17 protein-coding genes are annotated in these 15,774 nt (G+C 63.3%); 5 read left to right on the top strand and 12 right to left on the bottom strand.

The genetic code is table 11. The features are described 5' to 3' along the window. Positions 1–7 precede the first annotated feature (7 nt). The 3 genes from FBY20_RS19340 to FBY20_RS19330 form a co-directional block, all read right to left on the bottom strand. Positions 8–892, bottom strand: coding sequence for a LysR substrate-binding domain-containing protein (locus tag FBY20_RS19340; protein ID WP_142056091.1), 885 nt, complete (start codon positions 890–892; stop codon positions 8–10). Positions 893–1,195: 303 nt separating this feature from the next. Then, complete coding sequence (locus FBY20_RS19335; RefSeq protein ID WP_369818552.1) at positions 1,196–1,936, bottom strand: SDR family NAD(P)-dependent oxidoreductase; 741 nt, start codon at positions 1,934–1,936, stop codon at positions 1,196–1,198. A 79-nt stretch (positions 1,937–2,015) separates the two neighbouring features. After that, entirely contained in the window at positions 2,016–3,470 is a 1,455-nt protein-coding gene (locus tag FBY20_RS19330) for an MFS transporter (RefSeq protein ID WP_142054043.1), read from the bottom strand. A 147-nt stretch (positions 3,471–3,617) separates the two neighbouring features. Here FBY20_RS19330 and FBY20_RS19325 point away from each other — a divergent pair, with 147 nt between their 5' ends. From FBY20_RS19325 to FBY20_RS19310, 4 genes are all read left to right on the top strand, one after another. Continuing rightward, positions 3,618–4,487 carry a LysR family transcriptional regulator gene (locus FBY20_RS19325; RefSeq protein WP_056324524.1) on the top strand — a complete coding sequence of 290 codons (870 nt, stop codon included), beginning with the start codon at positions 3,618–3,620 and terminating at the stop codon, positions 4,485–4,487. Positions 4,488–4,648: 161 nt separating this feature from the next. After that, a complete protein-coding gene (locus FBY20_RS19320) occupies positions 4,649–5,236 on the top strand; it encodes a TetR/AcrR family transcriptional regulator (protein ID WP_142054041.1) in 588 nt (195 codons plus the stop codon). Positions 5,237–5,380: 144 nt separating this feature from the next. Beyond that, positions 5,381–5,887 carry a hypothetical protein gene (locus tag FBY20_RS19315; RefSeq protein ID WP_056322956.1) on the top strand — a complete coding sequence of 169 codons (507 nt, stop codon included), beginning with the start codon at positions 5,381–5,383 and terminating at the stop codon, positions 5,885–5,887. 48 nt (positions 5,888–5,935) lie between these two features. Continuing rightward, positions 5,936–6,571, top strand: coding sequence for a hypothetical protein (locus tag FBY20_RS19310; protein WP_175236381.1), 636 nt, complete (start codon positions 5,936–5,938; stop codon positions 6,569–6,571). Positions 6,572–6,695: 124 nt separating this feature from the next. Here the strand turns inward: FBY20_RS19310 and FBY20_RS19305 are convergent, their stop codons facing one another. The 8 genes from FBY20_RS19305 to FBY20_RS19270 form a co-directional block, all read right to left on the bottom strand. Continuing rightward, positions 6,696–7,592, bottom strand: coding sequence for an oxidoreductase (locus FBY20_RS19305; RefSeq protein WP_142054039.1), 897 nt, complete (start codon positions 7,590–7,592; stop codon positions 6,696–6,698). Between the two features lie 129 nt (positions 7,593–7,721). Beyond that, positions 7,722–8,459, bottom strand: a complete 738-nt coding sequence (locus tag FBY20_RS19300) for a hypothetical protein (RefSeq protein ID WP_142054037.1) — start codon at positions 8,457–8,459, stop codon at positions 7,722–7,724. Positions 8,460–8,520: 61 nt separating this feature from the next. After that, entirely contained in the window at positions 8,521–9,246 is a 726-nt protein-coding gene (locus FBY20_RS19295) for an amino acid ABC transporter ATP-binding protein (protein WP_142054035.1), read from the bottom strand. Further along, entirely contained in the window at positions 9,243–9,959 is a 717-nt protein-coding gene (locus FBY20_RS19290) for an amino acid ABC transporter permease (protein WP_056322947.1), read from the bottom strand. The genes FBY20_RS19295 and FBY20_RS19290 overlap by 4 nt, the downstream gene beginning before the upstream one ends. Position 9,960: 1 nt before the next feature. Beyond that, positions 9,961–10,662: an amino acid ABC transporter permease gene (locus tag FBY20_RS19285; protein ID WP_142054033.1), complete on the bottom strand. Its 702-nt coding sequence runs from the start codon at positions 10,660–10,662 to the stop codon at positions 9,961–9,963. Positions 10,663–10,690: 28 nt separating this feature from the next. Further along, the gene (locus tag FBY20_RS19280; RefSeq protein ID WP_056322942.1) at positions 10,691–11,518 is read right to left on the bottom strand and encodes an ABC transporter substrate-binding protein; all 828 of its coding nucleotides are present in this window, start codon (positions 11,516–11,518) and stop codon (positions 10,691–10,693) included. A gap of 48 nt (positions 11,519–11,566) precedes the next feature. Continuing rightward, positions 11,567–12,784, bottom strand: a complete 1,218-nt coding sequence (locus FBY20_RS19275; RefSeq protein WP_056322938.1) for an aminotransferase class I/II-fold pyridoxal phosphate-dependent enzyme — start codon at positions 12,782–12,784, stop codon at positions 11,567–11,569. Continuing rightward, on the bottom strand, positions 12,781–13,455 hold the full coding sequence (locus tag FBY20_RS19270) for an RraA family protein (RefSeq protein ID WP_056322936.1): 675 nt from the start codon (positions 13,453–13,455) through the stop codon (positions 12,781–12,783). The genes FBY20_RS19275 and FBY20_RS19270 overlap by 4 nt, the downstream gene beginning before the upstream one ends. Positions 13,456–13,667: 212 nt before the next feature. Here FBY20_RS19270 and FBY20_RS19265 point away from each other — a divergent pair, with 212 nt between their 5' ends. Next, positions 13,668–14,567, top strand: a complete 900-nt coding sequence (locus FBY20_RS19265; protein ID WP_056322933.1) for a LysR family transcriptional regulator — start codon at positions 13,668–13,670, stop codon at positions 14,565–14,567. A 103-nt stretch (positions 14,568–14,670) separates the two neighbouring features. Here the strand turns inward: FBY20_RS19265 and FBY20_RS19260 are convergent, their stop codons facing one another. Then, positions 14,671–15,774: an NAD(P)-dependent alcohol dehydrogenase gene (locus tag FBY20_RS19260; RefSeq protein ID WP_056322931.1), complete on the bottom strand. Its 1,104-nt coding sequence runs from the start codon at positions 15,772–15,774 to the stop codon at positions 14,671–14,673.

The following is a 15,774-nucleotide window of genomic DNA, read 5'->3' as shown; positions in this document are numbered from 1 at the left end:
GCGCGGTTCAGAGGGCGACGAGGGTGACCAGCCAATCGCGGAATAGACGCAACGCCCTGGATTGGGGCTTGCCCGTAGGCCACGCGAAGTAATACGTGTAATCCTCACGATCCAGAACGCGATCCAGCGGCGCCACCAAAGTCCCGTCTGTCAGCTCTTTCTCGATCAGGGCCTTTTGGGCAATGGCAACGCCATGACCTTCGATGGCTGCCTGGTAGGCAAGCAAGGAGGTTTCGTACTTCATGCCTTGCGCGGGGTTGACGTTGCGCAAACCTGCGGCGCGCAGCCATAGCATCCAATCGTCGGGCCGGGCCATCGAATGCAGCAAGGTTTGCGTCGCCAGTTGTTTCCTTTGCGACAGCCGAAGCGTGGGCGCCACCACAGCAACCAACTCGTTGCGCACAAGCTGCAGGGTGCGCATCCCCGGCCAGCGGCCATCGCCCAGCTGTATGCCTGCGTCGATGTCTTCGCGCTGGAAATCCAGTGGTGCGAACGAGGTCATGACTTGAACGTCGATGTCTTTATGCTTCTGATGAAAACTCGCCAGTCGCGGGATGAGCCATCGTACGGCAAAGGTGGCGGGCGACCTGATGCGCAAGGTATCCCGGCCCACGTTGCTGCCGGAAACCGCCTGCGTGGCTTCGCGCAAGGTTGCGAACAACGGAATCAAGTCCGACAGATAACGTGCGCCCGCCGGCGTCAACTCCAGGCGGCCGCGTATGCGTAAAAGCAGCGGCGTGCCCAGATAGCTTTCCAGCGCACGCACCTGCCTGCTGACCGCCGCAGGCGTCACGCACAATTCATCGGCTGCCTTGGATACGCTAAGCAGGCGTCCAGTGGCTTCGAACGCTCGGGCGGGATTCAGTGGCGGAAGTAGATCGCGGCGGGCCATGGCAGTGAGAGTCTTACGTTGACGCGACGCTACTATAGCGCCGAGCCCACCCTCGCGACCGTAGCCTGAATGCTTGACGCCGCCGAAAGGCACAGAAGCGGTGCCAACCGAGCCGGCGTTCAAGAGCATCATGCCGCCTCGATATCGCCAGACAAGCGGCGCGTCCGGACAACATCGCGTGTGTAGGCCTACACGACTGAGCCTGACCTCGGCATCGCGGCTAAAGTGATGACTCGAACAAGCGTCACCCCCAGAGCGTTATCCGGCCTCGGCGGGCAAGCTCGCCAGTCAAGATCTTCCGTATCACGCGCTTATGCCGCCATCGACGAGGATTCCCGACCCGGTGACATAAGCAGCGCCAGGTCCCGCCAGGAAGGCGACGGCTTCGGCGACCTCTCGGGTCTTTCCGTAGCGGGCAATAGACAGACTTGGCAGGATGGAGGCGGCGAGATGACCTTCGGCGGGGTTCATGTCCGTGTCGATGGGGCCAGGACGAACCAGGTTAACGGTGATGTGACGGTGACCCAGCTCACGCGCCAGCCCACGGGTGAAGCTCTCCATCGCCGACTTGGTCGCCGCATAGACCGCGATGCCCGCGAATGGCACAGACAGGCCGGCATTGCTGCCAATCGTGATGATGCGGCCGCCATCGGGAAGATATTTCAGCGCGGCCTGGGTGGTCATGAATACGCCTCGCACGTTGACGTTCAGTTGCCGGCTTATCTGCTCGAGCGATTGTTCGGAGAATGGGCCTGAGATCAAAACGCCAGCGTTGTTGACAAGGATGTCCAGCCCTCCAAGTTCTTCCGCGGTGCGCGCAACCGCGGCCTTCACGGCATCGGGGCTTGCCGCATCGGCTTGGATGGCGATAGCTTCGCGGCCGAGGGCGCGAATTTCGGCAACCAGCGCCTCGGCCTTCTCAACCGATTTTTCGTACGTGATAGCAATGTCCGCGCCTTCTTCGGCCAGCTTGAGCGCGATGGCCGCGCCGATGCCACGCGCCGCGCCCGTTACAAGCGCGCGTTTATGGGCGAGACCAGGCAAGGGATTTTTCAAGGTATTGTTCATGACGGCGTGTTCTCTTGAAAGCATGCATCCACGATGCAAAAGGAATGTCGAATTCTCATGGTTCTTGGCGTCTCCAAATTAGTGCTGCGGCCAGCGCCAGCGACGCGCCTATCGCCAATGAAGCCACGGCAAACCCACGCTGAACGTCCTGAGCGCTTGCCCCATCCGGGGCGATCGCGATGAATAGGCCACCGAACAAGGCAACACTCACTGCGGCGCTGATCTGCAAGGTGGCGTTTACCAAACCCGAGGCCAGACCGGCCCAGCGTGTTTCCACATGGTCCACGTTCAGGCGCACGAGCGCAGGTAGGGCGATACCTTGTCCTGCGCCAATCAGAAACAAGGGCAACGTCAACCACGACGACGCACCGGCCAACGCCAGCGCTGCGACCATGACCAGACCGAGCACCTCCATGACCATGCCAATGCCGGCGGTTCGTGAGCCCATTCGCCGAGCGATGTGCGGGCTGCAAAAAGGGCCAAGGAAAAACCCGACGCCAAGCGGCAGGATGGCCAGGCCGGCTGTCAACGCATCGTGCCCCAGGCCGGCGTGTTCGTACACGGCGAATACCAGGAAGAACGCGGCGAGCGCATAGAAGAGGAACGTGGATGCCAGACTGCGTCGCAACCCGCGCCCGGCAAGAAGCGATGGCAGAACCAGCGGCGTTCTGCCGGCGCTCTCCTCTGCCTTTTCGTGCCGCCAGAAGCGCCATAACAACGGCATGCTCAACGCCAGCGGCACGATGCACCACCACGGCCATCGATGTTGCTGCCCTTCGATCAGTGGCACCACGAGCGCCAGCAAGCCCATCGCGAGCAGCACCGCCCCCCGTACGTCCAAGCGGGGCGAATGTTCGGCGCGACTTTCGCGCAGCAACTTTGTTGCGGCTGGAATGGCAACGATGATGATCGGAAGGTTGATCAAGAACACACTGCGCCACCCCAATCCCCAAGGACTGGTGGAAACCAGCACTCCGCCGAGCAATTGGCCGCCCACGGAGGCCAAGCCAAAGGTCGCGCCGTATCGGCTGAGCGCGCGATTCTTCTCACTTGGCGGAAACATGGCGTGGATCGATGCCAACGATTGCGGCGCCATGACCGCTGCAGATATCCCTTGCAGCAGCCGGCCGGTGACAAGCACGCCCGGTGACGGCGCCAGGCCGCACAACGCCGACGCGACGCCAAATCCGAGCATGCCAGCGATAAATACCCGCTTGCGGCCATACAGATCACCCAGACGACCGCCCAAGATCAATGTGACGGCGTAGGCAGCGGCATACACCGATATCACCAATTGCGAGACGTCGGAAGAAGCTTGCAGGTCCGTCCTGATCGCAGGTAGCGCCACGTTGACCACGAAGAAGTCCAAAGGTGGCAGCAGTGTGCCGGTCAACAGGACGGCCAAAGCGAGCCAGCGACGGGGGTCAGGGGCTGGTTTCCCAGCGGCGTGTTCGGATGACGCCAGCGCGGCTTCGAGCGCGCCTGCGACGTGCCGGGGTTGAACATTCATAGCTTGAGGCTCCAAATCAGATGTGCCTGAGCGTGGGCGCGAAGGTTCGCCAGGACATTTCATGAAGCGCATGATGCTCTGAACAATATTGTTCCACCACTGACATCAATGTATATTTTCCGTACATTTTTGTACGGTGGGACGGGCATGGATTGGAACGACGTTCGCATCTTTCTAGCGGTCGCTCGCAGCGGATCCTTGGGCGGCGCAGCCCGTGCGCTGAACGTGAGTCATCCGACAGTGGGTCGCCGAATCAAGGTGCTTGAGGAGGAAGCCAAGCAGGCGCTCTTTCGGAGAACAAAGGATGGCCTGGTGCTCACGGATGCCGGTGACACTGTGCGGGCGCTGGCGGAGTCCATGGAGGATTCCGCGCTATCCATGGAAAGGCGTCTGACCGGCAACGACCAGCGTCTTGAAGGCATCCTGCGAATCTCTTCAGCGGATTGGTTCGCCGGCTATGTCCTGGCGCCGGTCCTGGTCGAGTTGACACACCGCCATCCCGCTGTCGTGCCGGAAGTGATTGCCAGCCATCGCTTGCTCGATCTCTCACGGCGGGAGGCCGACGTGGCCTTTCGCATCGTGCCGTTCAGCGAACCGGATATCGTCCAGCGCCGTCTGATGCGCATGTCATACGGGGTGTATGCGTCGGCGGCGACCGCCCAGGCCTTGCAGGACAACCCCGCATCCGTGGGTGTCATTCTGATGAACACCGCACAGTCGCATTTCCCCGATGTGGCTTGGGTGCTGGAAAGGTTTCCGCACTGCCGGCGCGCGTTTACCAGCACGAATCGCTCGGTGCAGGCGCAGATGTGCTTGCGGGGCGTAGGCATCGCCGTACTGCCAAGGCCGCTGGGCGATGCAGTTTCCGGATTGCAGCGGCTGGACACGCCGGATCAGCCGCCTACGCGGGATATATGGGTTGGCTACCACCAGGACCTGCGCCACATGGATCGCTTGCGGGTAATGCTGGATATCGCCGACGCGATGCTATCGAATTCCATCATTCCCACGCCTTGAACGCTTCCTGCGGCCATTGAGCTGGACGCGGAATACCTTCTCTCAATGGGCTGGCCAACGAAATCTTGACACTCTACCGTCCAACTAGTAGATTGGTCGGCAGTCGTCCAAGGACGCGCCTCTTTCACCCTGCACGCCGTCCTTTTCAAGGTCCCACCCAAATGAGCCTCGAGCTGTCCCCACGTGCCGCCGAAATCGTCGAACAGGCCAAGCAACTGCTTGCTGCGGGGGGTTACCACGGGTTTAGCTATGCCGACATATCCGAACGGGTCCGCATTGGCAAACCCAGTATTCACCACCACTTCCCCAGCAAGGCGGACCTGGTCCTCACCGTCGTTGTCCAGCACCGAAGTCAGTCGCGAGAAGGCTTGGCGGCACTGGACCAGCGGGTTCTTGATCCGCTCGGCCGCTTGACGGCCTACACCGAGTATTGGGCCCAGTGCATCCGCGAGGGCACGATGCCCCTTTGTATCTGCGCGATGCTGGCGGCGGAACTGCCCATGATTCCCACGACGATCGCGGACGAGGTGCGCGCTTATTTCGGTGAGTTGGCCGCCTGGATCGCGGCAGTGCTCGAGAGCGGCGCGGCAAAAGGGCAATTTCAGCTCCGTGACAACGTGCAGGCCGAAGCCCAAGCCTTCATGTCCACCGTGTACGGCGCCATGCTGACTGCGCGAGCGTGTGGAGACCCCCAGGCATTCGCGGCCATTTCGCGGGCTGCCCTCCGTCAACTGACCAACTCCCCCTGACACAACCATGGCGCGCACCCCGGTGTGTGCCCTTTTTTTGCGCCCATAACCGACCAACTAGTTGGTTCATTCGCCCAATGCTGCCGCAGCCATGCAGCCTGTCTCGTGATGAACCCTCATCCATAAACCACAAGGACCATTGCCATGCCACACCCCATTTCCGCGCTCGGCGTCACCCACACCCTTATCAGTCTGGCAGCCGCTATAGCCGGGCTGTACAGCTTTGCACGCTATCGCGAAATCAATGCAGCCACTCGCGCCGGCAAGCTATATCTAGGCGGCTTGGTGGCCGCCGTCCTGACATCATTTGGGCTGTCCAGCTCCGGCGGGTTCAACGCCGGACATGCGCTCGGCATCCTGGCCCTGCTGTCGGTGTCAGCCGCCCTGCTCATCTCGCGCACGTCATTGCTTTTGCGTGCGCGGCCTTATCTGTCGCAATTGGGGTACTCATTCAGTTTCTTCCTGCTGTGGGTCCCAGGAATCGCGGAAACGTTGACGCGACTTCCCGTGTCCCATCCGCTTGCCGACGGGCCGCAATCTCACTTGGTTCGCAGTGCGCTGGCGGGATGGCTGGCTGTATTTGTCGTGGGGGCCGTGTCCCAGTTGATCTGGATTCGATCGCAGCGGCGCGTCCTCGGACAGCGGTCGTAGCCGTCCCAACCACCAATGCACTTTAAGACGCCTGAACCAGGAGCTCTCTTGCGCTTAGCTGCCCTAAACCCGCTGGCGCCGGCCCGCGCCGACGACGCCAGCGATCCTTACCGTGTTGAGCGCCTGCGCGCCCAGACGCACACAGAGCGTGCGGCGCGATCACAGGCGCCGCGGTTCATACCGCTACCGGCCGTGCGTAACGCCGCATCGGAGGCTATAGCCTCAACCCCCAAGCTGCCCATCGAACCCGTTACCAAGACTCGCTCTGCCATCAATCCGCTGGGCGAGGCGTACACGGCGCATTGCCTGAAACTCGCCATCGAGGCCTATCACGCGCAGCAGGCCAGGCAAGTGGCGCATGCGCAGGCGGCAAACCGGGCCGCCCAAGAAGAAATGTCCAAACAGCAGGCGCGCACGAACGCGGCCAATGACCTCGGCACGATACAGGGCCTGTTGCCTCAGCAAGCGTACCGGTACGCGGCGGGCGTCCCGCCGGTCGTTGCAGAGCAGATGAGCGCAGCCGCATTCGTTGCGCCGGACAGGGTCGGCCCCGTCGCCGCAGCCGCGAAAGCGCGTAGCAGCACGGATGAAGCGCATGGCCGTGAACTCGACCGAGCCGCGAAAGCCGCGCGCCGTACACCTGACTCGCGCTTCCTTTTTCCCGCTCGCAGCAGCGCAAACTGACGGCATGAACACCGTGGCGAGTGGCGTGGTATGGGAATGCGCTGGTCTACAGCGTCGTCGGACATTCGCGAAAGTCTCGGACCGCGTTGATCGTTGGCGCGAACTCTGGCCGCCCAGGCCACGTTCAACCCGGCCCGTCGCTCGCCGCAGCCAGCAAGGGCACGATGATGTCGCTGATCGGCGTGGATAGGCCATTGGCCTGTGCACGACGCGAGATCACGCCGTTTCGTATCTCCCATTCCAGTTGCCGGCCGGCTTCGCGGTCCGTCAGGATGGACGTGCTCAGGTCGGGGGACGCGGCTTGAAACTTGGCGAGGATTTCCTGCGGGACCTCGTCCCCCAGTTTTGCGCCTTCCGCGCGCGCGACAGACAGGCACTCTTGCAAATACGCCAAGGAGAGCTTGGCGATGTCCGGCCGGGCAAACATGCCCGCGCGGCGATGCGTGAGGGCCGTGAGGCCAGCGACTGCGTTTTGCAGCAGCTTGCGCCAAGCCACAGACTGGAAATCGTCGCTGATATCCACTGCGCACTGAGTCCCCTGCAGCGCCTCGGCCACCACGTGAGCGGCCGGCATGTCGGGCAGGCTCAGGCGCGCATCCCCGCGCAAGCGTACCGAGCCGTCGGCTTGCGCCTGAGCGGGGAACCACACCACAGCGGGGATGATCCGCGCGGGTGGCGCATGCGTTGCAACCGCTTCCAATTGCTCGACGCCATTCTGCAACACGCAGACCACGGTATCTGGCCGGCACAATGCCGCGAGCCATCCCGATGCAGCCTCGGTCTGCGTCGCCTTGACCGCGAGGAAAACGAGGTCCATCTTGCGGCCGGCCTGACCTGGATCCGTCAGTACAGGGCCGGGAACGTCAACGCGGCGATCGCCATCCAGGAGCGTCAGCCGGTCCCGGGGCGTGCGGCCGCACAAGAGCGGCGTACGGCCGGCCTGATGCAGCGCGGCGGCAACCGTTGTGCCGATGGCGCCTGGACCAACGATGGCGATTGCGGTGTCTGTTGCGGGTGTCATGGCATGGCCTCCTTAATGGCTTGCAAACGACACCTTAAAGCGAAAACGTTGTCTGCCGCCTGAAGGCAAGCGTGCTTGCCAAGGCTGCTGGCACGTCAATAGGCCGCCCCGCCCTGGGTGCCGGCCCGCTTACCAGCGAATCGTGTAGGGCCTGTCTCCCAGCCCCCATACGCCGTCTTTTCGTTCCAGCATGATGTGGCGGGTCTGCCATTCGTCCGGCTGGTCCTTGGGGGGAAAGCCGCTTATCTGAGGATAGAAGGCGGGGTCCGCCGCCCAATCCGCGGTGGCGCGATCCAGCCGCCATTCGAACTTGACCGCCGAAACCGCATTGGGGTTGTCGTCGAACGGATTCTTGCCCGGCTTGGTGTAGTTGAGGATCTTGCCCACTTGCAGGCCGGGCGCGCAGAACTTCGCGGTGTAGAGCACTTTGGAACCGATGTGAGCCTCTCCGTCCGTGTAGTACGCGCGGCCTTTTTCGGTCAGCGTCATGTGGCTGGTGGCGTCTTCGGGTTTCTCGCCCGGTTTGGGCGGTGAACCGTCGCCGTCGGCGCTGACGCGCTTGACCGTGATGAGCTGGTGTTTGATCAGCCCTTGCACGATCTTGTCCTGCTCTTGCAGGAAGACGGTATAGACATCCGTCGGCAAGGGACGCACGCCCACCACGTTGACGCAGGCGCTGTCAGGCGCATTGGTGGGCGTCGCCATGGCGTCGACCAGGATCTTGTGTATCTTGCTTTCGGTCAGGCCCGGACCCAGCGGGGATTCATTCCAGGCATAAACCGCCGCGCCTGCGGCGATGGCCAGACCCGGGGCCCAGACCATGCGCGGAATGCGGCGGCGTTTGGTCGTGCGCGGCTTCTGATTCATTCCCTTCCTTGCGGCTTGTGGTCTGGCGATAGTAACGCCCGCCGCACGGCAACCTCAGGCTTCAGTGCCGGATTTCCGCCAGGAATTTCTGCGCCCGGGCCGTTTGCGGCCGGTTGAAGAACGCGTCCGGGGTGCCGGTTTCGACGATGCGGCCGGCGTCCATGAACCAGACGCGATCGGCCACTTCCCGGGCGAAGCCCATCTCGTGCGTCACGCAGACCATCGTCATGCCGTCCTTTGCCAAGCCTTTCATCACCTGCAGCACTTCGCCCACCATTTCCGGGTCGAGCGCGCTGGTGGGCTCGTCAAACAGCATGACGGGCGGGCTCATGGCCAGGGCACGCGCAATGGCGACGCGCTGCTGCTGGCCGCCGGACAAATGCGCGGGGAAGGCATCGGCCTTGTGCGCAAGGCCCACGCGTTCCAGCAGTTGCATCGCGCGCTCGCGCGCTTCTGGGCGGCGGGCGCGCTTCAGTTGCAGCGGCGCCAGCATCAGGTTTTCCATCACGGACAGATGCGGGAAGAGATTGAACTGCTGGAACACAAAACCGATATGGCTGCGCAGTGCGTCCAGGTGCACGTCCTTGCCGTAGATGTCCTTGCCGTCGACTTCGATCACCCCTTTCTGGATGGGCTCGAGCCGATTGACGGTGCGGATCAGCGTGGACTTGCCGGACCCGGAGGGTCCGCACACCACCACGACCTCGCCCCGGGCGACCTGCGCGGTCACGTCGGCCAGCGCCTGATAATCGCCATACCACTTCTGCACTTCGGAAAATCGGATCATGTGGGCACCACTTTCTGGGTAGGCGCAGGTCCGGCGCGCCGGCGGCCAATGCGGCGTTCGGTCAGGTGCACCAAAAGACTCAGGCCAAAATTCAGGACGAAATAGGTCAGCGCAAGCAGCCCGAAGACTTCAAAGGGCTTGGTCAGCAGGACGCTGTTGATCTGGTTGGCGGCGTAGGTCAGCTCTTGCACGCTGATCACGTAGGCCAACGACGTCTCCTTTACCGTGGACACGAACTGGCTCAGCATGCTGGGCAGCATGTTGTAGAGCGCCTGCGGCAGGATGACCCGGCGCATCGTCTGCATGTAGGACAAGCCCAGCGCGCGGCTGGCTTCCTGCTGGCCGGGCGGCAGCGCCTGGATGCCGGCGCGGATAATCTCGGCCAGATAGGCGCTTTCGTAGCAGACAAGCGCGACCACCATGGTGGTCGTGCCCGCCACGGGACGGCCGATGATCAGGGGCACGAAGAAATACGCCCAGAAGATGAACATCAGCAGCGGCAGGCCGCGTACCAGGTAGACCACGGCCGACGAAGGCCAATAAAAGATGCGATAGGGGCTGATGCGGCCCAGCGCCAGCAGCACGCCGCACGGCAGCGCCAAGGCAAGACTGATCGCGGCCAGGCCCAGAGTGGCCACCAGCCCGCCGATGGGTCCATGCGGATATTGGCCGATCAGAAGCAGCAGCCAATTGTCTTTGAGTATGTCCCACATGTCAGCGGACTCCCAGCGGACGATAGCGTCGTTGCAGCATTGCGCCCCCGCCCATGATGACGAACGAGAGCAAGAGGTAGATCACCGTCACGACCGCGTAGGCCTCGAACGTGCGGAACGTGTTGTTCTCGATCTCGCGCGCGGCCGCCGTCAGTTCGGTGACGCCGATGGCCATCGCCAGGCTGGTGTTCTTGAGCAGCAGCAGGGTCTGATTCAAGAGTGGGGGAATGGCGATGCGAAAAGCCTGGGGCAGCACGACTTTGCGCATGGTCTTCAGAAAACTCAGGCCCAGCGCGCGCGCGGCCTCGACCTGGCCGGGCGGAATGCCGCGCACCGCACTGCGCAGGTCTTCGCAGACATACGCGGACATCACCAGCCCGATCGCGATGCACGACAGGATGAATTCGCTGCCGTGGCTGTTGAGCCAATCCGTGACAGGCGCCGGCAGCAAGGCCGGCACACCGAAATACCAGAACAGGATGTGCACCAGCATGGGCACGTTGCGGTGGAACGCGACATACGTCGCGATCAACCCATTGGCAATGGGCGAGCCCGTCAGGCGGATCACCGCCAACAGGCTGCCCACAACGAACGCCAGGATCCAGGCAAGCCCGGCCAGCGCCAGGGTGGTGATCAACCCCCTGAGCAGCCAGTCAGGATACTCACCCTGGAAAATGGCGCCAAAGTCGAAGATGTAGTGCATCGAACCAGGCTCCAGGACGCTTGGCGCGTCAACCCTTGATTTCTTCGATGCGGAAGTCGCGCTTGATGTTGAACTGCGTGCCGGGGCCAAACCACTTGTCGAAGGTCTTGGCGGCCTGTCCGGACGCCTCCATGCCGTCCAGCACCTTGTTCACCTGGTTCAGCATCGCCGTGTCGCCCTTGCGCACACCGACGCCCCACGGTTCGATGAACAGCGCCGGCTCCAGGATCTTGACGGGCACCGCGCTGGATGCGGCCTGGTGTTGCAGCTTGACCAGCATCAGTTCGGACCCGACAAAGCCGCTCACCTTGCCCTGCTGCAGCGCCAGGAACGCGCCGCTGGGATCCTTGAACGTCACGGGATCGACGTTCGGGATGTTCTTGCGCGCACCTTGCTCCGATGACGATCCGCGCACCGCGCTGACCCGCTTGCCCGCCAGGTCGGCCGGCGCCTTCAGGTCCTTGTCCGACTCGCGCGACAGGATCTTCTGCGGGCTCACGAAGTGCTGGTGCGAGTAATCGATCTGCTTGGCGCGTTCGGGCGACCACCCCAGGTTGGCGGCCACGACGTCCACACGGCCGGCGATCAGTTCGGGAATGCGCGCCTCGACGGCGATCAGCTTGAGCTCCAGCGGCACGCCCAGGCTGTCGGCCAGCGCCTGGCAGACATCCACTTCGTAGCCGACGATGCCGCGCGTTTTGGGATCCTGGAAGCTGAACGGCTCGGCGGTGCCCATGGTGCCGCAGATGAATTTGCCGCGGGCCTTGATGTCCTGCAGCGTGTCGGCATTGGCGGCGGGCGCCAGCGTGGCCGCCAGGCCGACGATGGCAACGAAGGAGGAGATGAACGTCTTCATGGGATTCCCTTGATGTGTAGGTATGGGTGCTACTTAAAAATCCGGTTTTCAGGCCAGCCGGGCGCAGGCTTCGCGGATGCGGCGGCAGCCTTCTTCGATGTTTTCCATCGACGTCGCGAAACTGAGCCGCAGGTAAGGCGACAGTCCGTAGGCCGCGCCGTCCAGGCCCGCGACGCCGGCCTCGTCCAGCAGGAACATCACGACGTCCAGGTCGCTTTCCAGCTTGCGGCCGTTGGGCGTCGTCTTGCCAAGCAGGCCTTCGACCGACGGATATACGTAGAACGCGCCTTGGGGAACCGGGCAACGGATGCCGGGCACCTCGTTGAGCAGCGCCACAATGCGGTCGCGCCGGTCGTGGAACAGGGCCGCGGCATCGCGCACGCATTGCTGGTCGGCCGTCAGCGCAACACGCGCGGCCGACTGGCTGATGGCGCTGACGCAGCTGGTGCTCTGCGAAATCAGGGTGGCCATGGCCTTGATCAACGCCTTCGGGCCGCCTGCGTACCCCAGGCGCCAGCCCGTCATTGCGTAGGCTTTGGAGACGCCGTTGATCGTCAACGTGCGCGCGGCCAACGCCGGCTCGACGGCCGCGGGCGACGCGTGGCCCTCGCCGCCATAGGCCAGGTGCTCGTAGATTTCGTCGGTCAGGAGCCAGACCTGCGGATGACGCGCCAGCACCTGCGCCAACGCGCGCAGCTCGTCGGCGCCGTACATCGCGCCAGTCGGATTGCTGGGCGTGTTCAACAGCAGCCACTTGGTGCGCGGCGTGATGACGCGCTCGAGCGCGTCGGGGGTCAGCTTGAATCCGTCGGCCTCCGGGCAGGCCACCACGACCGGCGTGCCGTCGTTGACCAGGACCATATCGGGATAGGACACCCAGTACGGCGCCGGAATGATGACTTCGTCGCCGGCCTGCACAGTGGCGGCCAGCGCGGTGAAGATCAATTGCTTGGCGCCCACGCCGACGATCAGTTCATCCAGGCCGTAGTCCAGACCGTTTTCGTGGCGGAACTTGGCGCGCACCGCTTCAAGCAGCGGCTTGGCGCCGACCGACGCGGTGTAGCGGATGTCGCCGCTGTTCAGCGCGTCGATGCCGGCCTGCACGATGTGGGCAGGTGTGGGCAGATCCGGCTCGCCCACCGTGAAATCGATGATGTCGCGGCCCTGAGCGCGTAGTTGATCCACGCGGCTCTTGGCCATCATGCTGGGCGAAGGCTTGATGGCGCGCGCGCGTTGCGCCAGGAATTCGGGGGTGACGGCGTTCATGCCAGCCCCTTTGCCGCAAACGCGGCCTGCATCCAGCTCTGCGTTTTCTCGCCGGTGGCGATTTCGGCCATGATGCGCGCTTCCTTGTCGGCGTGCGCATGGGCCGCGGCAATCAGCGCGTCGGCGTCCGACGCGGCAAAGCTGACCAGCCCATCTTCGTCGCCCACCAGGATATCGCCGGGATTGATGACCTGACCGCCGATCGAGACGGGCACATTGACTTCGCCGGGACCGTCTTTGTAGGGACCGCGGTGGATGTGGCCGCGCGCGTAGCAAGGGAAACTGTCGGCTTCGAACGCTGCCACGTCGCGGATGGCGCCGTCGACGACCACGCCCGCGCAGCCGTGGATCTGCAGATAGCGCTTCATGATTTCGCCGAGCACGGCGTTGGACAGATCGCCGCCGGCGTCCACCACCAGTACGTGGCCCGGCTGGATCTGCAGCATGGCCTTGTAGATCATGAGGTTGTCGCCGGGGCGGGTCTTGACGGTCAGCGCCGTGCCCACGAGCTTGCCCGCTCGGTTGTAGCGCCGCAGCCCGGTGATGCCCTCGCGCCGCGCAAGGTTGTCGCTCAGATGCGGCGTGACGATGCCTGCAAGCGCTTGCAGGATGGCGGCGGGCGCGACGGGAGATGCCGGCAGTATGCGTGCGCCGGTGGAAATGGTAGCCATGACGATCTGCTTGTCCTGAATCGAAGGCCGCTCGTTCTCCGGCTTTTTGAAGCGGATCCGGTCGGCAGGAATTAAGTCAGAGCGAATGGTGCGAGCTTTTGCGATTCCGAAAAAGGGATTAAATTTCAGCGAACTTCATCACTTTTCAGAATATAGGGGTTACCCCTTAAGGGAAAATTCGGAATGAACTCTACCGATCTCACGGGCACCGCATGCTGACTTTCAAGCAAATCGAGGCGCTGTATTGGACGGTGCGGCTAGGCACGTTTTCCGCGTCTGCGCAGAAGCTGCACACCACGCAATCGGCAATCACCAAGCGCATCCAGGAGCTGGAAGCCGATTTCGACATCGCGCTCTTTGACCGGTCGGGCCACCGTGCCGAGCTGACGGCCCGGGGTCACGAGATCTACGCGCTGGCCGAGCAGATGCTGGGTCACCGCGACCGCCTGCTGGCGCGCCTGAAGGGGCAGCACACCCTGACGGGCACCTTCCGCTTCGGCATCACGGAGATCACCGCGATGACCTGGCTTCCCGCGCTCATCCGTCTGCTGCGCGTCCACTATCCGCGCATCACGCTGGAGCCCCATATCGATCTGGGCGGCGACCTGCACAAGCGGCTGCTGGCCGGGCAGCTGGACATGGCCTTTCTGCACGGCGAATTCGCCGAGCCGAACCTGCAGGTCGTGGCGTTGCAGCGCCTGGAATTTGCGTGGATGGGCAGTCCCGACCTGATCGACACGAGCCACGTCTACACGCCGGCCGACATCGCCCGCCTGCCGCTGCTGCGTCAGAGCCGCGAGTCCGGCCTGAACATGATCTATGACGAATGGCTGCGCCCCCACACGGCGCAAAGCAACATTTTCACCATCAACAGCTTGATCGCGATGGCCGGGTTGACCGCCGCGGGCTTTGGCGTGAGCTGCCTGCCGCGCGACTATTTTGCCGAGATGGTCAGCACGCGGCAGCTCGTCATTGCGCGCACCAGCGTGGCGCCGCCGCAATCGGTGTACAGCGCGATGTTCCGCCGGGATGCGGACGTGGCGTTTTGCGAGAGCGTGGCCGAACTGGCGGAAAGTTGCTGCGAATTTTCCGTGGGTTGGCGTTTACGTTGAAGTGCGCGCACAACCAGCACCTGGCCAGGCCAGCCGAGGATGCGGCCCGCCACGACGGCCGCCCAGGCGCGCCACGGCGCCGCCGGGGCTGCTTGTAGAGGAATCAGGCCCCCGGCCGGATCGCAACCTTCAGCACGTTATCCCGCTGATTGGCGAACAGGTCGTACGCGTCCTCGATCTGGTCCAGCGCAAAGCGATGCGTGACCATTTTTGCGAGATCCAGGCGGCCCGACTGCAACACGTTCATCAGCCGGCGCATGCGCTCTTTGCCGCCCGGGCAGAGCGCCGTGTTGATCTTGTGGTCGCCCAGACCGGCGGCAAACGCGGATACCGGGATCTTCAAGTCGGCGGAATAGACGCCCAGACTGGACAACGTGCCTCCCGGCTTCAATACGCGCAGGGCAGATTCAAAGGTGCTTTGCTGGCCCAGCGCTTCGATGGCCGAGTCCACGCCCTTGCCGCCAGTGAGACGCAGGATTTCCTCGACGACGTCGCAATCATGGAAGTTCAGGACGATATCGGCGCCCCACTGGCGAGATATTTCCAGACGCCGCGCATTGCCGTCCACGCCGATGACCGTGGTGGCGCCCAGCAACCGGGCACCCGCCGCCGCGCACAGTCCGATCGGGCCCTGCGCAAACACGGCGACCGTGTCGCCAATGCGGATGTTGGCGTTTTCGGCGCCCTTGAATCCGGTGGACATGATGTCCGGGCACATCAGCACCTGCTCGTCGCTCAGGCCGTCTGGCACGGGCGCGAGATTGGCCTGCGCGTCGGGAACCAGCAGGTATTCGGCTTGGGCGCCATCGATCATGTTGCCGAAGCGCCACCCCGCGGTGGCGCGGTAGCCGTGACATCCGCACATGCCACTGGCCACCAGATAGCTGCCGTCCTGCGAAGGCGCACCATCCTGCGCGGCGTAGGAATTGAAATTCGGGCAAATCGCGCCGGCGATCACGCGCTGGCCCTCGGAATAACCCGTCACGGCGCTTCCCAGCTTTTCGATGACGCCGACGGGTTCATGGCCGATCGTCAGGCCCGGCTGCACCGGATACTCGCCCTTGAGAATGTGGATATCCGTGCCGCAAATGGTGGTGGTGGTGATCTTGATCAACGCGTCATTGGGCCCGACGTCCGGAATGCGTTTTTCGCGTATTTCAATGCGGCCCGGGCTGGCAAAGACGACTGCTTTCATGGTGGTATTCAT

Source organism: Achromobacter sp. SLBN-14 (assembly GCF_006715415.1).
Taxonomy (GTDB): Bacteria; Pseudomonadota; Gammaproteobacteria; order Burkholderiales; family Burkholderiaceae_B; genus Achromobacter; species Achromobacter mucicolens.
Note: the sequence above shows the minus strand (reverse complement) of the source record. Positions and strands in the feature narration are given on the sequence as shown.